The sequence below is a fragment of the Variovorax paradoxus genome, from assembly GCF_009755665.1.
GTDB classification, from domain to species: Bacteria; Pseudomonadota; Gammaproteobacteria; order Burkholderiales; family Burkholderiaceae_C; genus Variovorax; species Variovorax paradoxus_G.
The window spans coordinates 4,431,657-4,452,425 of sequence record NZ_CP046622.1 but is presented as its reverse complement, the minus strand read 5'-3'; the positions used below and the strand labels follow the sequence as shown (position 1 = coordinate 4,452,425).

The window sequence follows — 20,769 nt, the reverse complement described above, 5'->3', positions numbered from 1 at the left end:
GTTGTCTGTTGAAAAAGGGGCTTGCGCTCCCGGGTTCTCAGGAATTCGGCCTTGCCGGGCCGCCGGCGTTGCCCCCAGGTGCAGGAAGGCGAAGCCGCACGAAGTGCGCGGAGGCACCGGGCGAGCCACTAGACTACCCGCCATTCAGGAGTTAGATCAATGGCACTCACCCCAGAAGGGCTCATGGACGCGCTCAAGGCCGTCCAGGACCCGAACACCGGCAAGGATTTCGTGGCGACGCGGTCGCTCAAGAACCTGCAGATATCGGACGGCGACGTGTCGTTCGACCTCGAGCTCGGCTACCCGGCCAAGAGCCAGCATGCGGCCCTGCGCAAAGCGCTGGTGGCGGCCGCCAAGACGGTGCCGGGCGTGAGCAACGTCTCCGTCAACATCGTCACCAAGGTCATCAGCCATGCCGTGCAGCGCGGCGTGCAACTGATGCCCAACGTGAAGAACATCATTGCGGTGGCATCCGGCAAGGGCGGCGTGGGCAAGAGCACCACGGCGGCCAACCTGGCGCTGGCCCTCGCGGCCGAAGGCGCCGCCGTCGGCCTGCTCGACGCCGACATCTACGGCCCGAGCCAGCCGATGATGCTGGGCATCGAAGGCCGGCCCGAGAGCGAAGACGGCAAGACCATGGAGCCGCTGGAGAACCACGGCGTGCAGGTCATGTCGATCGGTTTCCTGGTCGACCAGGACGAAGCGATGATCTGGCGCGGCCCCATGGCCACGCAAGCGCTGGAGCAGCTGCTGCGCCAGACCAACTGGAAAGACCTGGACTACCTGATCGTCGACATGCCGCCCGGCACCGGCGACATCCAGCTCACGCTGAGCCAGCGCGTGCCCATGACCGGCGCCGTGATCGTCACCACGCCGCAGGACATCGCGCTGCTCGACGCCAAGAAGGGCATCAAGATGTTCGAGAAGGTCGGCGTGCCGATCCTGGGCATCGTCGAAAACATGGCGGTGCACATCTGCTCGAACTGCGGCCATGTCGAGCACATCTTCGGCTCCGAAGGCGGCAAGAAGATGGCCGCGCAGTACGAGATGGAATACCTCGGCGCGCTGCCGCTGGACATCAACATCCGCCTGCAGGCCGACAGCGGCAAGCCCACCGTGGTAGCCGACCCTGACGGCGAAGTGGCAGGCATCTACAAGGCCGTTGCGCGGCAAGTGGCCGTGGGCATTGCCGAAAAGGCCAAGGACTTCTCGTCGAAGTTCCCGACCATCTCGATCAGCAAGAACACCTGAAGAATGCTGCGCCCGCCCAGGTTTAGCGAGCACGTGCCGGAGCAGGCGAAGTGAATCTGCTGGCGTCGATGCGCTACCTGGTCGCGCTGAGCGAGCACAAGCATTTCGGGCGCGCGGCGCAGGCCTGCCACATCACGCAGCCGGCGTTGTCGAACGCGCTGCGCTCGCTCGAAAGCGAGTTCGGCGTGGTCATCGTGAAGCGGGGGCGCGTGTACGTGGGCCTCACGCACGAGGGCGAGCGGGTGCTCGCCACGGCGCAGCGCATGCTGCGCGACAACGAGGTGCTGCTGCAGGAACTGCGAAGTGAAGAGGGCCAGCCGCGCGGACGCTTGCGCATGGCGGCCGTGCCCACCGCCATTCCCATGCTGTCGCGCTTTGCCGCAATGCTGCACGAGTTGCACCCCGGCATCGTGCCGGCGGTGCTGTCGATGAGCTCGCAAGAGCTGGAAACGGGGCTCGAAAGCCTTTCGGTGGATCTGGCGCTCGGCTACACCGAACGCATGCACTTGCCGGGCATCAAGCTCACGGCCTGGCCGCAAAGTGTGGAGCACTACTACCTGTTGCGGCGCGCCGAGCGGCCCTCGGCCGACCGGTTGCGCATCGGCCAGCCGATGTCATGGGCCGATGCCGGCAAGCTGCCGCTGTGCCTGCTGACGCCCGACATGCACAACCGCTCCATCATCGACCAGGCGTTGCGCGAAGCCGACACCGCCGTGGCGCCGGCCATCGAGACCAACTCGGTACTTACCCTTGCCTTGGCCGTGCTCGCGGGCACCGTGAGCAGTGTGCTGCCCGGCGCCATGGTCGCGGCCGTGCGCAGCTATCGCGAGCTGGAGGCGCTGCCGCTCGTGGGTCCGGAGGTCAAGACGCCGCTCGGCTTCATGACCCAGACCGGCGTGCGCCCCTCGCGGGCGCTCGATGCCGCCCTGGTATTCCTGCAGACGCCGGCCTGGCGGGAGCAGGTGCGGCTGCACAGCGGCGCACTCGGCGAATAACCGGCCGGCTGGCGCGGCCGGCTCGGGCCGGCGCACCATTTAGTTATTGAATCGATCGATGCTCCGATCGAATTTGACGGGCCCAGGGCCGCCCCACACACTCGGTCAGCCCTCAAGCATTGGGGGCAGTTCCGAGACATCGAGAAAAGGCCCAGGCAGTGAACAACCACCCAGCCACGACCCGCGAGACGACCAAGGCGGCCCCGACGCACACCATCGTGCCGCTCGCCACAGCCGACGAGATGCGCGAGCGCATCCGCCGCAAGAGCAAGCTCAAGGGCCGGCAGCCCGTGGAGGCGGCGCTGCTCGAAGTGCGCACCCTCATCGGCGCGCGACCCGCCGAGGGCCACCGGCGCGACCTGCTCATCGAGCACCTCCACAAGCTGAACGACGCTTTCCGCTGCCTGCACGACCGCCACCTGGTGGCGCTGGCGCGGGAAATGAACATTCCCATGGCCGAGGTGTACGAGGTCGCAACGTTCTATCACCACTTCGAAGTGGTGCGCGGCGGCGACGAAGCGCCGGGCCTCACGGTGCGCGTATGCGACGGCCTGGCCTGCGAACTGGCCGGCGCCAAGGATCTGCTGGCGCGCCTGCCCGAACTGCTTGGCGTGGACGGCGATGACGTGCGCGTGATTGCGGCACCCTGCGTCGGCCGTTGCGAGCAGGCGCCAGCGGTGGTCGTCGACCGACAGGCCGTGCCGCTCGCGACCACGGCCAAGGTGCTGCAGGCCCTGAAGTCCGACCCCGATGAAGCCACGGTCGCGTATTTCGACGCGGCTGAGTTCGCCCTGAAAAGCGTATCCCCGGCGCCCGGCGCCATCGAGCGCATGCCGGCGTTTACCGACTACGCCACCTACCGCGCAAACGGCGGCTACACCCTCGCTTCGGCGCTGGTCAACGGCAAGAAAGACGCCGAGACCATCATCAAGACGATGGAAGACTCGGGCCTGCGCGGCCTGGGCGGCGCGGGCTTTCCGGCCGGGCGCAAGTGGCGCATCGTGCGCGACCAGCCCGCGCCCCGGCTCATGGCCGTGAACATCGACGAAGGCGAGCCCGGCACCTTCAAGGACCGCACGTATCTCGAGCGCGATCCGCACCGCTTTCTCGAAGGCCTGGTGGTGGCGGCGCAGATCGTCGGCATCGAGCAGTGCTACATCTACCTGCGCGACGAATACCACGACTGCCGCGCATTGCTGGAACGGGAGCTGGCCCGGCTGCAGGCCGATCCGCCGTGCGCGCTGCCGCGCATCGAGCTGCGGCGCGGCGCAGGTGCCTATATCTGCGGCGAAGAGTCGGCCATGATCGAAAGCATCGAAGGCAAGCGCGGCGAACCGCGCATGCGCCCGCCGTACATCGCGCAGGTGGGCCTTTTCGGCCGCCCGACGCTGGAGCACAACTTCGAAACCCTCTACTGGGTGCGCGACATCGTCGAAAAAGGCGCGGCCTGGTTCAGCGGTTTCGGGCGAAACGGCCGCAAGGGGCTGCGCAGCTTCAGCGTGAGCGGCCGGGTGAAGCACCCGGGCGTCAAGCTCGCGCCGGCCGGCATCACCGTGCAGGAGCTCGTCGACGAATACTGCGGCGGCATGCTCGACGGCCACTCGCTGTACGCTTACCTGCCCGGCGGCGCGTCGGGCGGCATTCTGCCGGCGCGAATGAACGACATTCCGCTCGACTTCGATACTCTGCAGCCCTACGGCTGCTTCATCGGATCGGCCGCCGTGATGGTGCTGAGCCAGCACGACCGCGCACGCGATGCCGCTCTCAATGTGATGCGCTTCTTCGAGCACGAAAGCTGCGGCCAATGCACGCCATGCCGCGTGGGCACCGCCAAGGCCGCGGCGCTGATGCAGGCCCCCACGTGGGACAACACCACGCTAGAAGACCTGGCGCAGGTAATGGGCGATGCTTCCATCTGCGGACTCGGACAGGCGGCCCCCAACCCGATTCGCTGCATCCAGCAATATTTTCCGGAGGAAATCGCATGAGCCCCCACGTTCATCACTGCGTGTATTCACTGCCCCCCGTGGGGGCGCAGACCGCCCTTGGGGCGGCCCGGCGGGCGGTCTGACATGAACGCCCCCTCCAAGCTCGCGGAGCTCATGCCGCAAACCATCGAATTCACGCTCGACGGCCAGCCCATCCAGGCCTTCGACGGCGAGACCATCTACAAGGCGGCCGAGCGCCACGGCGTGGAGATTCCCCACCTGTGCTTCAAGGATGGCTACCGCGCCGACGGCAACTGCCGCGCCTGCGTGGTCGAGGTGAAGGGCGAGCGCACGCTGGCGCCCAGCTGCTGCCGCAACGTGACGGCCGGCATGGAGGTAAAGGCCACCAGCGAGCGCGCCCTCAAGAGCCAGAAGATGGTCGTCGAGATGCTGCTGTCCGACATGCCCGACCAGGGCTACAAGTGGATCGGCGACGACGCCACCCAGCAGCATGGCGAGCTCAGCGCCTGGGCCAAGAAGCTCGACATCGCGGTGCGGCCCGAGCTCAAGGCCCTGCGCCGCGAGCAGCCCAAGACCGACATCTCGCACCCGGCCATGGCCGTCAACCTGGACGCCTGCATCCAGTGCAACCGCTGCGTGCGGGCCTGCCGCGAAGAGCAGGTCAACGACGTCATCGGCTATGCCATGCGCGGCGCGGACAGCAAGATCGTGTTCGACCTGGACGACCCGATGGGCGACAGCACCTGTGTGGCCTGCGGCGAATGCGTGCAGGCCTGCCCCACGGGCGCGCTCATGCCCAAGAGCCACATCGGCTCGCAGGAGGTCGATCGCAAGGTCGATTCGGTGTGCCCGTTCTGCGGCGTGGGCTGCCTGGTGACCTACAACGTGAAGGACGAGAAGATCGTCAGCGTCGATGGCCGCGACGGCCCGGCCAACCACAACCGCCTGTGCGTGAAGGGCCGCTTCGGCTTCGACTACGCGCACCACCCGCAGCGCCTGACCAAGCCGCTGATCCGTAAGGCCGGCGCGCCGAAGGACTTCGGCGATACGCCGCGTCCGGACGACTGGAGCGAGTATTTCCGCGAGGCCACCTGGGAAGAAGCGCTCGCGCTCACCACCGGCAAGCTCTCGGGCCTGCGCGACACCTACGGCGCCAAGTCGCTCGCGGGCTTTGGCTCGGCCAAGGGCAGCAACGAAGAGGCCTACCTGTTCCAGAAGCTCGTGCGCACCGGCTTCGGCAGCAACAACATCGACCACTGCACGCGGCTGTGCCACGCATCGAGCGTGGCCGCGCTGCTCGAAGGCGTGGGCTCGGGTGCGGTGAGCAACCAGGTCAACGACGTGGAGCATGCGGGGCTGATCTTCGTCATCGGCTCCAACCCCACGGCCAACCACCCGGTGGCCGCCACCTGGATGAAGAACGCGGCGCAGCGCGGCGCGAAGATCGTGCTGGCCGACCCGCGCCGCACCGACATCAGCCGGCACGCCTGGCGCACGCTGCAGTTCAAGGCCGACACCGACGTGGCCATGCTCAATGCGCTGATCCATGCGGTGATCGACGAAGGCCTGGTCGACCAGGAGTTCGTGCGCACGCGGGCCAGCAACTACGAGGCACTGCGCGAGAACGTGAAGGGCTACAGCCCCGAGGCAATGGCACCCATCTGCGGCGTGCCGGCCGAAACCCTGCGCGAAGTGGCGCGCGCCTTTGCCACCGCCAAGGGCTCGATGATTCTCTGGGGCATGGGCGTGAGCCAGCACGTGCACGGCACCGACAACGCGCGCTGCCTCATTGCGCTGGCCACCGTCACCGGGCAGATCGGCAAGCCGGGCTCGGGCCTGCATCCGCTGCGCGGCCAGAACAACGTGCAGGGCGCGAGCGACGCGGGCTTGATCCCGATGATGTTCCCCAACTACCAACGCGTCGACAACCCGGCGGTGCATGCGTGGTTCGAGAACTTTTGGGGCACGCCGCTGGACGCCACGCCGGGCTACACCGTGGTCGAGATCATGCACAAGGCGCTGGCGCCCGACACCGATCCGCACAAGGTGCGCGGCATGTACATCATGGGCGAGAACCCGGCCATGAGCGACCCCGACCTGAACCATGCACGCCATGCGCTCGCAAGCCTCGAGCATCTGGTGGTGCAGGACATCTTCATGACCGAAACCGCATGGCTCGCCGACGTGGTGCTGCCCGCAAGCGCCTGGCCCGAGAAGACCGGCACGGTAAGCAACACCGACCGCATGGTGCAGCTCGGCAAGCGCGCGCTCAACCCGCCGGGCGATGCGCGGCCCGATCTCTGGATCATCCAGCAGATTGCCAAGGGCATGGGCCTGCAGTGGAACTACCAGGGCGAAGAGTCCGGCGTGGCAGCGGTCTACGAGGAAATGCGCCAGGCCATGCATGCGGTGATCAGCGGCATCAGCTGGGAGCGGCTGCAGCGCGATTCGAGCGTGACCTACCCGTGCCTGAGCGAGGAAGACCCGGGCCAGCCCACGGTGTTCATCGACGACTTCCCGACCGCGGACGGCCGCGTGAAGCTGGTGCCGGCCGACATCATTCCGGCGAACGAGCGGCCCGATGCCGAATACCCGTTCGTGCTCATCACGGGCCGGCAGCTGGAGCATTGGCACACCGGCAGCATGACGCGCCGCGCCACCGTGCTCGACGCACTGGAGCCCATGGCGACTGCGTCGATGAACCAGGGCGACCTGCTGAAGCTGGGGCTCCAGGCCGGCGACGTGATCACGGTGCAGTCGCGGCGCGGCGACGTGGCCATCCACGTGCGGCGCGACGACGGCACGCCGAGCGGCGCGGTGTTCGTGCCCTTTGCCTACTATGAGGCGGCGGCCAACCTGATGACCAACGCCGCGCTCGACCCGATGGGCAAGATTCCGGAGTTCAAGTACTGCGCGGTGCGCATTGCGCGCGGCGGCCAGCCGATCGCTGCGGCTGGGTACGGAACCGGTTCAGGCGTGCTGGCAAAGGTGGATTGACACGGGGCGGTGAGGGTGTGGGCGCGGGCATGGTTTAACCTTTGCGCTCATCTCTCCCGCACCGCTCATCACCACCGGCATGAAAACCAGAGTCCAGTTCCGCCTTCGCATCTACAGGGACGACAGCATCGCCTTCGGCCCCGGCAAGATCGACGTGCTGGAAGCCGTGGCCGAGACCGGCTCGATCTCGGCGGCGGCGCGCAAGCTGGGCATGTCGTACCGGCGGGCCTGGATGCTCATCGACGAGATGAACAACGCCCTCAGTTCCCCCGCCGTGAACACCGCGGCCGGCGGCTCGCGCGGCGGCGGCACCGCGCTCACGCCCGTGGGTGAGGAAATCGTCAAGCACTACCGTGCCATCGAGAACGCCGCGCGCCTGGCCACGGCGGCGGACGTCCGCGCACTGACGCGCCTGCTCGCGCCCTGATTCGTTCCCGCGCTGTATCCGGAAGGATATCGGCGCCACCTTTCCTCACCTTCCACAGAAGCCTTGTCGAGGGGGAGGGGCGTTCGTGCAACAATTGCGTTGTATCTTCATGAATACGACGAACGCCCTCATCGCCTCGACCGACTGGTTCCCGCTGGTGCTGTCGCTGAAGGTCGCCTCGGTCGCGACCCTGCTGGCGCTCGTTGCCGGCGTGGCGCTCGGCTGGGTGTTCGCGCGCAAGCGTTTCCCGGGCCGCTCGGTGCTCGAAGCGGCGTGCATGCTGCCGCTGGTGCTGCCGCCCACCGTCATCGGCTACGCCATCCTGGTGGCCGCGGGGCGCCGCAGCCCGCTGGGCAACTGGCTGCGCGAGCACCTGGACTACAGCATCATCTTCAGCTGGCACGGCGCCGTCGTGGCCTCGGCCGTGGTGGCGCTGCCGCTGGTGCTCAAGTCGGCCAGCGCCGCCTTTGCGGGCGTGGACCGCTCGCTCGAAGCGGCGGCGAGCACGCTGCGCCAGTCGCCGTTCTCTGTTTTCGTGCGCGTCACGCTGCCGCTGGCCTGGCCCGGCATCCTGGCCGGCACGCTGCTCGCGTTCGCGCGGGCCATGGGTGAATTCGGCGCCTCGCTCATGGTGGCGGGGTCCATTCCCAAGCAGACGCAAACGCTCTCGATGGCCATCTACGACGCCGCGCAGTCCGGCAACGACGATCTGGCATTGCTGCTGGTGGCGGTGACCTCGCTGCTGTCGATCACCGTGCTGGTGCTGTCGAACCGCTTCTTCTCGCTGCGCTGAGCGATCCATTCCAAGAAACCAGGAACCCCGTCCATGTATTCGCTGCGCCCTTTTCTGTCCCTTGTGCTTGCCATGGTGCTGCCGCTTGGCGCGGCGGCCCAGCAGATCACTGTGTCCGCGGCCGCCAGCCTGACGGACGCGTTCAAGGAGCTCGGGCCGAAGTTCGAGGCCGCGAAGCCGGGCGCTACGGTGCGCTTCAATTTCGCGGGCTCGGGCGTGCTGCTGCAGCAGATCGGGCAGGGCGCGCCGGTCGATGTGTTCGCGAGCGCCGACCAGGAGACGATGGGCCGCGCCGCCGGGCAGAAGCTCATCGACCCGGCCACGCGCCGGGACTTCGCGAGCAACGGCCTGGTGCTGATCGAGCCGCTCCAGGGCGCAGTCGGCGTGAAATCGCTGCAGGACCTGGCCGGCGCGGGCGTGAGGAAAATCGCAGTCGGCAAGACCGCCACTGTACCGGTCGGCCGCTACACGCGGCAGGTGCTGGAGGGGGCGGGCCTCTGGAGCGTGCTGGAGCCGAAGTTCGTGCAGGCCGACAGCGTGCGCCAGGTGCTCGACTACGTGGCGCGCGGCGAGGTCGAGGCCGGTTTTGTCTACCGTACCGATGCGGCCGTGATGAGCGAGAAGGTCCGGGTCGCCTTCGCCCCCACGGGTTCCTCGCCGGTGACCTACCCGGTCGCGGTGGTCGCCGAAAGCCGGCAGAAATCGCTGGCCGGTGATTTCGTGGCCTTTCTTTCCAGCGACGCCGCGCGCGAGGTTTTGGCGCGCTACGGCTTCGGCAAGCCATGATCGACGTCGACCTGCAGCTCTCGGTCACTGACGGCGCCCGCCGCTTCGATCTCGCGGCGCGCTTCGCCACCGACGTGCCGTTTGCCGCGCTCTACGGCCCCTCGGGCGCGGGCAAGACACTCACGTTGCAGGCCATTGCGGGGCTGCTGCATCCGTCCGCGGGCCATGTGCGGCTCGACGGCCGCACGCTCTACGACTCCGCGCGCGGCATCGAGGTGCCCACGCAGGAGCGGCGCATCGGCTACCTGTTCCAGAACTACGCGCTGTTTCCGCATTTGTCGGTGCGCGAGAACGTGGCCTTCGGCCTGACCGCGTGGCACCGGCGCAAGCTGCCGCCGCGCGAGGCGGAGATGGTGCAGTCGCTGCTCGAAGGCTTCGGCCTGGCCGCGTTGGCCGACAGCCGGCCGCAAAAGCTTTCGGGCGGCCAGCAGCAGCGCGTAGCGCTGGCCCGCGCGCTGGCCTGCCAGCCGCAGGTGCTGCTGCTCGACGAACCCTTTGCCGCGCTCAACCCCATGCTACGCAGCGAACTGCGCAGCGAGTTGGCCCAGGTGCGCCGCCAGTGGGGCATTCCGGTGCTGATGATCACCCACGACATCGAAGACGTGCTGGCCCTGGCCGACGTGGCGTTTGTCTACGACAACGGGCGGGTGGTGCGCGAGATCGACCTGCACAACGCCGAGAGCCGCGACATTGCGCTGCGTGAAGCGGGCGGCGTGCCGGCCGCCGAATCCACGCCCCTGCACCGCAAACTGCGCAGCCTGCTGATGCAAGGCGCGCAGGGCGCCTGAGCAACGCGGAGCCGGCCCGCCGCCGCCGCCGCGGATGACCCTCAAACCAGAAGCGCCATGCCGCGGCGCTACGATTGGCGGATGAATCCCTCCATTGATGTTGCCGTCGTGATGCGCCGCGAGCGTGTCGAGAGCCGCTGGCAATCCTGGCGCTGGATTCTCGAAAGCGTCGGCCCCGACCAGCCCGGTTTCGGCACCGAACCGCGCCTGCTCGAAGCGGGCGAAAACACGCAGCGCTGGCTGCACCCGGGCTTCAAGGCCGAACTGTTCCGCGATGACGTGGAGGGCTACCACCTGAACGCCACCACGCCCGCGCCGTGCTGGTTCGTGCTGTGGCGCATGGACGAAGAGCCCACCATCGCCGACGAGCCGCTGGCCAGGCCGGTGGTGGTAAGCCTCAGCTACAACGAAGCCGGACGCTGGCTCGACGCGCAGGAAACCGTGGAGCAGGTGCCCGCGCCCGAAGAGGTGATCGAGTGGATGCGCGATTTCGTGCAGGCGCACTACGTGATCGAGCCCAAGCGCCGCAAGCGGCCCGAGAGTTTCCGTCCGCTGGTCGACCGCTTCGGCAATGCGGCCAGCGTGTCGACCGAGAAAAAGCGCGGACGCGGAGCAGGCGATGCCTGAGAATTTTTTCGACCGGTGGTCGCGGCGCAAGAAGGAAGCCCGTGAAGAAGCGCCGGCTCCTGCTGTTGCGCAAGAGGCCGAAAACCCGGCGGATGCGCTCGCCGGAACCGCCATGCCCATGCCCGCTGCGCCCGAGGCAGCGGCAGCGCTTCCCGCCGAAGGCCAGCCCGAGATCCCCCAGCCCGAGATTCCCCAGCCTACGCTGGCCGACGCCGAGGCGCTCACGCCCGAGTCCGACTTCCGCCCCTTCGTTGGCAGGAACGTCGCGCCCGAGGTGAAGAACACCGCCTTCAAGAAGCTCTTTGCCGACCCGCAGTTCAACGTGATGGACGGCATGGACACTTATATAGACGACTACTCCCAGTCGACGCCGATTCCGGGCAACGTGCTGCGCCAGATGGCGAGCGCCAAGTTCCTGAAGCTGTTCGACGACGAGGAAGAAGAGAAAGAAGCGCAGGAAACTGCCGGAAAATCAGCGGAAACCCCGCAAGACGCTGCGCCCACGGACGTGGCACAGTCAGAGCACCCGGGAGATTCCCTCCCCAGCCAGCAGGTTGCCGATGCGCAGCCCGCAAGCCAGAAGACCGATGACCACAACGCTGATCTGCGACTGCAACCAGACGATGCCGCTCGAGCCGAAGACGCTCGGCGCGGCGCTGGCTGAGTCGCTGCCCCTTCACTCCACCCTGTGCCGCCGCGAGGCGCCCGCTTTCCAGCGCGCCATCCGTTCGGGCGACGACGTGGTGGTTGCCTGCACGCAGGAGCGCAAGCTGTTCACCGAGCTGGCCGAACAGACCGAAGGCGCGACCTCGCCGATCCGATTCGTGAACATCCGCGAGACCGGCGGCTGGAGCCGCGACGCGAAGAACGCCAGCCCAAAGATTGCTGCCCTGCTGGCGCTGGCCCACCTACCCGAACCCGAGCCGGTTTCGACCGTGAGCTACGTGAGCCAGGGCCGCCTGCTCATCGTCGGCCCGATCGACCAGGCAGAGAAGGCCGCGGCGCTGGTGGCGGATTCGCTGCAGGTCTCCATCTTTTCCACCGGCCCGGGCGCCGCCGGCGGCGGACAGGAGCGCCGCTGGCCCGTGATGGCGGGACGCATCGGCGCGCTCACAGGCTGGCTGGGCAAGTTCTCGCTGCGCTGGACGCGCGACAACCCCATCGACCTCGACCTGTGCACGCGCTGCAACGCCTGCCTGGGCGCCTGCCCCGATCAGGCGATCGGGCTCGACTACCAGATCGACCTGGCGAAATGCGGCTCGCACCGCGACTGCGAAAAGGCCTGCACCGTGGCCGGCGCCATCAACTTCAGCCGCGCGCCCGAGGCGCTCGATGCCGATTTCGACCTGGTGCTCGACCTGGGCGTGAGCGCGCTGATCGACTGGCATGCGGCGCCGCAGGGGTATTTCCACCTGTCGGGCGGGCTCGCGCATGCCGAAGGCTTGTCGACCCTGCTGCGCCTGCGCGAAATGGTGGGCGAGTTCGAGAAGCCGAAGTTCTTCGACTACAAGCAGAAGCTCTGTGCCCACAGCCGCAATGAGGTGGTGGGCTGCAACGCCTGCGTCGAGGTGTGCTCGGCGCATGCCATCTCCAGCGACAAGGAACGCCAGCGCATCGTCGTCAATCCGCAGCTTTGCGTGGGCTGCGGCGCTTGCACCACCGTGTGCCCGACCGGCGCGCTGGGCTACACCTATCCGCGCACGCCCGACCAGGGCCGCAAGCTGCGCACGCTGCTGTCCACCTACACCGGGGCCGGCGGCCGCGACGCCGCGGTGCTGCTGCACAACGAAGAGGGCGGGCAGGCGCTGGTCGAACAACTCGGCCGTGCGGCGCAGCTCTCGCGCGGCAGGCGCGACGGCCTGGCCGGCGTGCCCGCGCATGTGCTGCCCGTGGCGCTGATGCATGTCGCCAGCACCGGCATCGATCTCTGGCTCAGCGCCGTTGCCTTCGGTGCCTCGCAAGTGGTGGTGCTTTCCACCGGCGAAGAGGCGCCGCAATACCTCGACGCATTGAAGAAGCAGATGGCCGTTGCGCAGGCGCTGCTCATGGGCCTGGGCTACACCGGAACGCATTTCCACCTGGTCGAGGCCGCCACGCCGGCCGCGCTCGATGCGGCCCTGGCCGGCCTGCGCGCCACACGGCAGCGCGTGCCGGCCGCCGCGGCACGCTTTGCAGTGGGTGGGGAAAAGCGCGGCACGCTGGAGATGACCCTCGACCACCTGATGGCGCAGGCGCCAGTGCTTGCGGCACCGTCGAACGATGCGGCCGCACCCCTCGCCCCAGCCCTCGCAATTCCGCTGCCCGCCGGTTCCCCCTTCGGCGCGATCACGGTCAACAAGGACACCTGCACGCTCTGCCTGGCCTGCGTGAGCGCCTGCCCCGCCAGCGCGCTGCAAGACAACCAGAACGCGCCGCAGCTTCGGTTCATCGAAAAGAACTGCGTGCAGTGCGGCCTGTGCGAAACCACCTGCCCCGAGAACGCAATTGCGCTCGTGCCGCGCCTGTTGGCCGCCCCCGAGCGCAAGCAGCCCGTGGTGCTCAACGAGGCCAAGCCCTGGGCCTGCATCCGCTGCAGCAAGCCCTTCGGCACGCAGAAGGCCATCGAAGCGATGCTCGGCAAGCTGGCGGGCCACGCCATGTTCCAGGGCGAGGCGCTCGAGCGGCTCAAGATGTGCAGCGACTGCCGGGTCATCGACCTGTACAGCGCGCAGAACGAAATGAAGATCACGCAGCTATGAGCCAGTTTCCCCCGATGACCTCCGCGCTTGACGAGGAGATTGCGCGTGCCGAGGTCTACGGCCTGCTTGCGCGCCTCTGGTATGCCGCGCCCGACGCCGAGCTGCTCGGCGCCTTCAGCGTGGCGCCCACCGAGGCGCCGGCGGCCGGTGCCTTCCTTGAGGAGCCCTGGCGCCAGCTGGTTGGCACGGCGCGCGGCACCGACGCCGCCGCAGTGCATGCCGAATACGACGCGCTTTTCGGCGGCATGGGCAAGCCCGAGATCTACCTGTTCGGCTCGCACTACCTGAGCGGCTTTCTCAACGACAAGCCGCTGGCGCAGCTGCGCACCGATCTGGCGCGGCTGGGCCTCGCGCGGGACGAGGCCGTGTCCGAAAGCGAAGACCACGTCGCCTGCCTCTTCGAAGTGATGCGCTACCTGATTGCAGGGGACGACGCGGCGGTGTCCAACCTCGCGCAGCAGCAGGCGTTTTTTTCAGCGCACCTGCAGTCCTGGCTGCCAGTCTTGTGCGACGCCGTCGCGCAGCATCCCAAGGCGCATTTCTACGCGTCCCTGGCCGGTTTCACCCGCGCCTTTGCCGAGGTCGAAGTCCAGGGCTTCGACATGCTCGACTGAGCTTTTTGCTCCGTAGAAATACGATTGTTAGAAATTAGGGTCTAGACTAGTATCCAGATGTACGAAGATCAGTTCACATCTGATTTGCCCCCAGCCACTCCTGGAGATCACATGCAGGACAGCCAAGCGGCCGGTATCAAGCCGGCCTCGCGTCGAGGTTTCTTTTTTGGCGCCGCCACCGCAGGTGCCGCGGTCGCCGCGGTTTCGGTGCTTCCCAAGGTGGCCGAGGCCCCCGCAGCCGTCGAAGCTGCCGCTCCCGAGCTGAAGCCCGCGCCTGAAAAAGGCGGCGGCTACTCGCTCAGCGAACACGTCAAGCACTACTACAAGACCGCTTCGGCCTAAGGCGGACACCCACGATGTTGCTGACCAAGAAAACGACCGCCGCGAACAGTGTGTCGCGGCAAGGGGAGCGCGAGTCTTCCGCGTTCATTCACAGCCTGCGGCGCGGCCTTTCCGGCGCGCTGCCCACCATGGACCGGCGCGCCTTCCTGCGCCGCTCCGGCCTCGGCGTAGGCGTCGGGTTGGCCGCGGGCCAGCTCACGCTGATGCGCAAGGCCGAGGCGGCGGGCGATGCCCGACCCACCGCGGTGGGCGCCGGCAAGGTTGAAATCAAGCGCACCGTGTGCTCCCACTGTTCGGTAGGCTGCGCCTCCGACGCCGTGGTGGAGAACGGCGTGTGGGTGCGCCAGGAGCCGGTGTTCGACTCGCCCATCAACCTGGGCGCCCATTGCGCCAAGGGCGCCGCGCTGCGCGAGCACGGCCATGGCGAGTACCGGCTGCGCTATCCCATGAAGCTGGTCGACGGCAAGTACCAGCGCATCAGCTGGGACACGGCGCTCGACGAAATCACCGCCAGGCTGAAGGAACTGCGCCAGGCCAGCGGTCCCGATTCGATCTACTGGATCGGCTCGTCCAAGCACAGCAACGAGCAGTCGTACCTGATGCGCAAGTTCGTGAGTTTCTGGGGCAGCAACAACTGCGACCACCAGGCGCGTATCTGCCACTCGACCACCGTTGCGGGCGTTGCGAATACATGGGGCTACGGCGCCATGACCAATTCGTACAACGACATGCGCGGTGCCAAGGTGGCGCTGTACATCGGTTCCAACGCCGCAGAGGCCCACCCCGTCAGCATGCTGCACATGCTCCATGCCAAGGAGCACGGCTGCAAGATGATCGTGGTCGACCCGCGATTCACGCGCACCGCGGCCAAGGCCGACGAATATGTGCGCATCCGCTCGGGCTCGGACATTCCGTTCCTGTTCGGCGTGCTTCATCACATCTTCAAGAACGGCTGGGAAGACAAGAAGTACATCAACGACCGCGTCTTCGGCATGGAGAAGGTGCGCGAGGACGTGCTCGCCAAGTGGACGCCGGACAAGGTCGAGGAGGCCTGCGGCGTTCCTGAAGCCCAGGTGCTCAAGGTAGCGACCTGGCTGAACGAAAACCGCCCGGGCACCATCGTCTGGTGCATGGGCCAGACCCAGCACACCATCGGCAATGCCATGGTTCGCGCGTCGTGCATCCTGCAGCTTGCGCTCGGCAACGTCGGCAAGTCGGGCGGCGGCACCAACATCTTCCGCGGCCACGACAACGTGCAGGGCGCCACCGACGTGGGCCCGAACCCCGATTCGCTGCCCGGCTACTACGGCATCGTCGATGGCTCCTGGAAGCACTTTGCTTCCGCATGGGGCGTCGACTACGAATGGATCAAGGGCCGCTTCGCATCGCCCGCGATGATGACCAAGCCCGGCATCACCGTGTCGCGCTGGATCGACGGCGTGCTCGAGAAGAACGAGCTGATCGACCAGGACTCGAACCTGCGCGGCGTGTTCTATTGGGGCCATGCGCCCAACTCGCAGACGCGCGGTCTCGAGATGAAGCGCGCCATGGACAAGCTCGACCTGCTTGTGGTGGTCGACCCGTACCCTTCGGCAACGGCGGCCATGGCCGCGATGCCGGGCCGGCCGGAAGACCAGAATCCGAGCCGCGCCGTCTACCTGCTGCCGGCCTGCACGCAGTTCGAGACCAGCGGTTCCGTCACCGCGTCCAACCGCTCGCTCCAGTGGCGCGAGAAGGTGATCGAGCCGCTGTGGGAGAGCCGCAGCGACCACATGATCATGCAGCAGTTCGCCGACCGCCTGGGCTTCGGCAAGGAACTGAGCAAGAACTACAAGATGCAGAAGGTCAAGGGCATGGACGAGCCCGTGCCCGACGACATCCTGCGCGAAATCAACAAGTGCGTCTGGACCATCGGCTACACGGGGCAGAGCCCCGAGCGGCTGCAGGCTCACATGCGCAACATGGGCGCCTTCGACGTGCGCACGCTCAAGGCCAAGGGCGGCACCAAGGACAAGGTCAACGGCTACGACATGACGGGCGACTACTTCGGCCTGCCGTGGCCCTGCTTCGGCACGCCCGAGCTCAAGCACCCGGGTTCGCCGAATCTCTACGACACCTCCAAGCACGTGATGGACGGCGGCGGCAACTTCCGCGCGAACTTCGGCGTGGAACGCGATGGCAAGAACCTGCTGGCCGAAGACGGCTCGCATTCGGTGGGTGCCGATATCACCACCGGCTACCCTGAGCTGGACCACGTGCTGCTCAAGAAGCTGGGCTGGTGGGACGAACTCACCGAGGCCGAGAAGCCGAAGGCCGAGGGCAAGAACTGGAAGACCGACAGCTCGGGCGGCATGATTCGCGTGTTCATGAAGAACCACGGCTGCCACCCGTTCGGCAATGCCAAGGCGCGCGCATTGGTCTGGAACTTTCCGGACGCGATTCCGCAGCACCGCGAGCCGCTGTACGGCAACAGGCCCGACTTGATGGCCAAGTACCCGACGCACGACGACAAGATGGCGTTCTGGCGCCTGCCCACGCTCTACAAGACCGTGCAGCAGAAGAACATCGCCGACAAGGTGCACGAGAAATTCCCGTACATCATGACCTCGGGCCGACTGGTCGAGTACGAAGGCGGCGGCGAGGAAACCCGCTCGAATCCCTGGCTCGCGGAACTGCAGCAGGAGATGTTCATCGAGATCAACCCGAAGGTCGCGGCCGAGAAGGGCATTCGCAACGGCGAGCGCGCCTGGGTGCACACGCCCACCGGCGCAAAGCTCAACGTGCAGGCCCTGGTCACAGAGCGCGTGGGGCCCGACACGGTCTTCATGCCGTTCCACTTCTCGGGCCGCTGGCAGGGCGTCGACATGCTCGGCTACTACCCGGCGGGCGCTGCCCCGGTGGTACGCGGCGAAGCCATCAATACCGCAACGACTTACGGTTACGACAGCGTGACCATGATGCAAGAGACCAAGACCACGGTCTGCAATGTGGAAAAGGCATAAGGAAGCACCATGGCGCGAATGAAATTTGTGTGTGACTCGGAACGCTGCATCGAATGCAACGGCTGCGTCACTGCCTGCAAGAACGAAAATGAAGTGCCGTGGGGCGTTAACCGCCGCCGCGTGGTCACGCTGAACGACGGGGTGCCGGGCGAAAAGTCGATCTCGGTGGCCTGCATGCATTGCTCCGACGCACCCTGCATGGCCGTGTGCCCGGTGCAATGCTTCTACCGCACCGACGAAGGCGTGGTGCTGCATGACAAGGACGTGTGCATCGGCTGCGGCTACTGCTCGTACGCCTGCCCGTTCGGCGCACCGCAGTTCCCCTCGCAAGGCACCTTCGGCGTGCGCGGCAAGATGGACAAGTGCACCTTCTGCGCCGGCGGCCCCGAGGCCAACGGCTCCGAAGCCGAATTTGAAAAGTACGGCCGCAACCGGCTGGCCGAAGGCAAGCTGCCGGCCTGCGCCGAGATGTGCTCGACCAAGGCCCTCCTGGCCGGCGACGGCGACGTGGTCGCCGACATCTTCCGCACCCGCGTCGTGCAGCGCGGCAAGGGCGCCGAAGTGTGGGGCTGGGGCACCGCCTACGGTTCGCAGCAAGCAGGCACGCCGCCGGCGAACGGGGTGCAGAAGTGAAGCGGCAGGGCCTCGTCGTCCTGGGCGTTGCGCTGGTCGCAACCTTCCTGGCGGCCTGCGGCGAAAAGCCGCAGACCAACGCGCAGGGCGTGAAGCACGACGCCGTTCCGTGGAGCGGCACCGGCACCAAGGAGAACGCCGGCACGGTGTTCACCGCGCCCGACTGGAAGGTCGGCGACAAGACCGCCTGGCAGCAGCAGCTCAAGACCCGCACGCAAAACGGGCAGAACGAATACAACAAAGAGAACTGAACGGAGAGCCCATGAAGCAAGCGCTGACCGCTCTCGTTCTTTCCGCCGCGCTGGGCTCGGCCCTTGCGCAGGCGCAGCCGCCGGCCGCACCGGGAACCACGGCCGCACCGGCACCTGCCGCAGCCGCCGCACCGGCGCCCGCCGCAGGCGGCATTCGCGGCCAGAACATCTTCGAGGTCAAGCCCGAAGCGAGCGCCGACCCGAATTACCCGAACCAGACCAACGGCGAGCGCATGAAGGTGCAGCCCGGCAACAACGCGCCCATGTGGCGGCAGGTGGGGCAGGGCGTTAACGGCTACAGCAGCCTGCCGAAAAGCGAGGCGCCCGAGGCCGGCAACCTGATCCAGCCGTTCGTGCAGTACCCCGGGTCGCGCTTCACCAATGCCGGCGAAGCCTGGCGCCAGGTGCGCAACGACTGGATCATTCCCTACGGCGCGGCGCTGCTGTTCGTCACGCTGCTGGCACTGGCCATCTTCTATTTCACGCGCGGGCCCATTCGCCTGCACGGCCAGGAAACTGGCCGCAAGATCGAGCGCTTCACGCCGTTCGAGCGGGCCACGCACTGGTCGAACGCCTTCGCGTTCGTCACGCTCGCCATCTCCGGCATCGTGATGGCGTTCGGCAAGTTCTTCCTCTTGCCATGGATGGGCTTGACGCTGTTCGGCTGGATTACCTACGCGCTCAAGAACGTCCATAACTTTGTCGGCCCGCTGTTCGTGGTAACGACGGTGTTCATGGTGTTCACCTTCATCCGCGACAACATTCCGCACGCGATGGACCTGAAATGGCTTGCGCGTTTCGGCGGCCTCTTCGGCGGCAAGGAAGTGCCTTCGCACCGCTTCAACGCGGGCGAGAAGCTGGTCTTCTGGGGCGGCGTGCTGTTCCTTGGGCTCTTCGTCATCGGCTCGGGGCTCTTCCTCGACAAGCTGCTGCCGGGCTTCGTCTACACCCGCGGCGAGATGCAGGTGGCGCACATGATCCACGGCGTTGCAACGCTGCTGATGATGGCGATGATCATGGGCCACATCTACATCGGCACGCTCGGCATGACGGGCGCCTACAAGGCCATGCGCACCGGCTATGTCGACGAGACATGGGCCAAGGAACACCACGAACTCTGGTACGACGACATTGCCGCGGGCAAGATTCCCGCGCAGCGCACGGTTCCGGCCGATGCGTCGGCACCTGTCGCAGTGCGGGCGCCGCGGCCCGCCGAAGGAACGTCCTCATGAAGAAGCTGTCTGTATCGTTGAAGCTTTCCGCGCTGGTGCTTGCGCTGGCCGCGCCCATCGCATGGGCCAAGCTGCCGCCGCCGCCCGCCACGCCTGAGGCCAAGGCCAAGGCCGCTGAAGCCGCCGCCAAGACGGCGTGGAGCGGAAAGGTCGACTCCTACAAGCTCTGCCTGGCGCAGGACCGCGTGGCCGCAAGGTACCGCGCCAGTGCGGCCGCCGCCGGCAAGCCGGTGCCCACGGCCGCCGCAATGCCGCCTTGCACCGACCCCGGGCCCTTCGCCTATACGCCGCCGGTGGAGCAAGCCAAGCCGCTCGAGGTTTCGGGCGCGCATTCGCCCGCCCCCACGGCCGCATCGCCGCCCAGCACCAACCAGCCGGCGGCCACCGTCAATCCCACGCCCAAGGCGCAGTGACGACGCGTTTGCCGTTGCAGCTTCCGCGTCTTACCGAGGCCCGCGCCGCGCTCACGCGCGAGGTCGAGGTCGTCGATGAGCATGGCGCGCGCGGCACCGTTTCCATTCCGGCCGAGCGCGACCTCACCGTGTATGTGGACCGGCGCGAGCTGGTCACGCTGATGACGCTCGGCGCCCAGCCCGAACTGCTGGTGCTGGGCTACCTGCTGAACCAGCGCCTCATCGAATCGGCCAGCGACGTCGAGTCGGTCACGGTCGATTGGGAGGTGGGCGCCGCGGCCGTCAAGACGCACGCCGGCATCGACCGCATCGAAGAGCGCACCGCAAAGAAGGTGGTGACCACCGGCTGCGGCCAGGGCAGCGTGTTCGGCGACCTGATGGCCGACATCGACAAGCTCCAGCTGCCGCCCACCCGCATGACACAGGCGCAGCTCTATGCGCTGGTCAATGCCATCCGGCTCCAGGAGAGCACCTACAAGTCGGCCGGCTCGGTGCACGGCTGTGCGCTGTTCACGCTCGAGCCCGGCGGTACCGAGGCCACGATGCACTGCTTCGTCGAAGACGTGGGCCGGCACAACGCCATCGACACCATTGCGGGCTGGTGCGCCATGCAGCCGGCTGGCGCGCTGGCGGGCGACCGCGTTTTCTACACGACCGGCCGGCTCACGAGCGAAATGGTGATCAAGTCGGCGCAAATGGGCGTGCCCATCGTGGTTTCGCGCAGCGGCATCACGCAAATGGGCCATGAGGTGGCCACGCGCGTCGGCCTCTGCGCCATCGGCCGTGCCACCAACCGGCACTTTGTCTGCTATGCAGGGGTCGACCGGCTCGTGCTGCAGCCGGAACTCGCGCGCCGCAGTCCGGCCTAAGGGCTGTTCTCCCTACTCGCGGTAAGTCCCTGAAAGGCGCCGGCGCGCCCGCGTCGGCTATC

19 protein-coding genes are annotated in these 20,769 nt (G+C 67.2%); all 19 read left to right on the top strand.

Going from position 1 to position 20,769, the window contains the following annotated elements; translation table 11 throughout:
• The first annotated feature begins 159 nt into the window (after positions 1-159).
• On the top strand, positions 160-1,251 hold the full coding sequence (gene apbC / locus GOQ09_RS20780) for an iron-sulfur cluster carrier protein ApbC (protein ID WP_157615321.1): 1,092 nt from the start codon (positions 160-162) through the stop codon (positions 1,249-1,251).
• Between the two features lie 50 nt (positions 1,252-1,301).
• Entirely contained in the window at positions 1,302-2,246 is a 945-nt protein-coding gene (locus tag GOQ09_RS20775; protein ID WP_157615319.1) for a LysR substrate-binding domain-containing protein, read from the top strand.
• Between the two features lie 242 nt (positions 2,247-2,488).
• The gene (locus GOQ09_RS20770; protein WP_165442146.1) at positions 2,489-4,234 is read left to right on the top strand and encodes an NAD(P)H-dependent oxidoreductase subunit E; all 1,746 of its coding nucleotides are present in this window, start codon (positions 2,489-2,491) and stop codon (positions 4,232-4,234) included.
• An 84-nt stretch (positions 4,235-4,318) separates the two neighbouring features.
• Positions 4,319-7,192 carry a formate dehydrogenase subunit alpha gene (fdhF, locus tag GOQ09_RS20765; RefSeq protein WP_157615315.1) on the top strand — a complete coding sequence of 958 codons (2,874 nt, stop codon included), beginning with the start codon at positions 4,319-4,321 and terminating at the stop codon, positions 7,190-7,192.
• Between the two features lie 79 nt (positions 7,193-7,271).
• Positions 7,272-7,619 carry a winged helix-turn-helix domain-containing protein gene (locus tag GOQ09_RS20760; RefSeq protein WP_157615313.1) on the top strand — a complete coding sequence of 116 codons (348 nt, stop codon included), beginning with the start codon at positions 7,272-7,274 and terminating at the stop codon, positions 7,617-7,619.
• A gap of 109 nt (positions 7,620-7,728) precedes the next feature.
• A complete protein-coding gene (gene modB, locus GOQ09_RS20755) occupies positions 7,729-8,412 on the top strand; it encodes a molybdate ABC transporter permease subunit (RefSeq protein WP_157615311.1) in 684 nt (227 codons plus the stop codon).
• Positions 8,413-8,454: 42 nt separating this feature from the next.
• Complete coding sequence (gene modA / locus GOQ09_RS20750; protein ID WP_157616790.1) at positions 8,455-9,198, top strand: molybdate ABC transporter substrate-binding protein; 744 nt, start codon at positions 8,455-8,457, stop codon at positions 9,196-9,198.
• Positions 9,195-9,986: an ABC transporter ATP-binding protein gene (locus GOQ09_RS20745; RefSeq protein WP_157615309.1), complete on the top strand. Its 792-nt coding sequence runs from the start codon at positions 9,195-9,197 to the stop codon at positions 9,984-9,986. Before modA ends, GOQ09_RS20745 begins: the two co-directional genes overlap by 4 nt.
• A 57-nt stretch (positions 9,987-10,043) precedes the next feature.
• A complete protein-coding gene (locus GOQ09_RS20740; protein ID WP_157615306.1) occupies positions 10,044-10,613 on the top strand; it encodes a DUF3305 domain-containing protein in 570 nt (189 codons plus the stop codon).
• A complete protein-coding gene (locus GOQ09_RS20735; RefSeq protein WP_157615304.1) occupies positions 10,606-11,277 on the top strand; it encodes a DUF3306 domain-containing protein in 672 nt (223 codons plus the stop codon). Before GOQ09_RS20740 ends, GOQ09_RS20735 begins: the two co-directional genes overlap by 8 nt.
• Positions 11,201-13,351, top strand: a complete 2,151-nt coding sequence (locus GOQ09_RS20730; RefSeq protein ID WP_207309882.1) for a 4Fe-4S dicluster domain-containing protein — start codon at positions 11,201-11,203, stop codon at positions 13,349-13,351. The genes GOQ09_RS20735 and GOQ09_RS20730 overlap by 77 nt, the downstream gene beginning before the upstream one ends.
• A complete protein-coding gene (locus GOQ09_RS20725; protein ID WP_157615303.1) occupies positions 13,348-13,965 on the top strand; it encodes a TorD/DmsD family molecular chaperone in 618 nt (205 codons plus the stop codon). Before GOQ09_RS20730 ends, GOQ09_RS20725 begins: the two co-directional genes overlap by 4 nt.
• 111 nt (positions 13,966-14,076) lie before the next feature.
• Complete coding sequence (locus GOQ09_RS20720; protein WP_157615302.1) at positions 14,077-14,307, top strand: formate dehydrogenase; 231 nt, start codon at positions 14,077-14,079, stop codon at positions 14,305-14,307.
• Between the two features lie 14 nt (positions 14,308-14,321).
• The gene (locus GOQ09_RS20715; protein WP_157615300.1) at positions 14,322-17,309 is read left to right on the top strand and encodes a formate dehydrogenase subunit alpha; all 2,988 of its coding nucleotides are present in this window, start codon (positions 14,322-14,324) and stop codon (positions 17,307-17,309) included.
• A 9-nt stretch (positions 17,310-17,318) separates the two neighbouring features.
• Positions 17,319-17,942, top strand: a complete 624-nt coding sequence (gene fdh3B / locus GOQ09_RS20710) for a formate dehydrogenase FDH3 subunit beta (protein WP_157615298.1) — start codon at positions 17,319-17,321, stop codon at positions 17,940-17,942.
• The gene (locus GOQ09_RS20705; protein WP_157615296.1) at positions 17,939-18,193 is read left to right on the top strand and encodes a hypothetical protein; all 255 of its coding nucleotides are present in this window, start codon (positions 17,939-17,941) and stop codon (positions 18,191-18,193) included. Before fdh3B ends, GOQ09_RS20705 begins: the two co-directional genes overlap by 4 nt.
• An 11-nt stretch (positions 18,194-18,204) precedes the next feature.
• Positions 18,205-19,425 (top strand): formate dehydrogenase subunit gamma, encoded by a 1,221-nt coding sequence (locus GOQ09_RS20700; protein WP_157615295.1) that lies wholly within the window; start codon positions 18,205-18,207, stop codon positions 19,423-19,425.
• Positions 19,422-19,838 carry a hypothetical protein gene (locus tag GOQ09_RS20695; RefSeq protein WP_157615293.1) on the top strand — a complete coding sequence of 139 codons (417 nt, stop codon included), beginning with the start codon at positions 19,422-19,424 and terminating at the stop codon, positions 19,836-19,838. The genes GOQ09_RS20700 and GOQ09_RS20695 overlap by 4 nt, the downstream gene beginning before the upstream one ends.
• Positions 19,835-20,707 carry a formate dehydrogenase accessory sulfurtransferase FdhD gene (locus tag GOQ09_RS20690; RefSeq protein WP_157615291.1) on the top strand — a complete coding sequence of 291 codons (873 nt, stop codon included), beginning with the start codon at positions 19,835-19,837 and terminating at the stop codon, positions 20,705-20,707. Before GOQ09_RS20695 ends, GOQ09_RS20690 begins: the two co-directional genes overlap by 4 nt.
• The last annotated feature ends 62 nt before the right edge of the window (positions 20,708-20,769 follow it).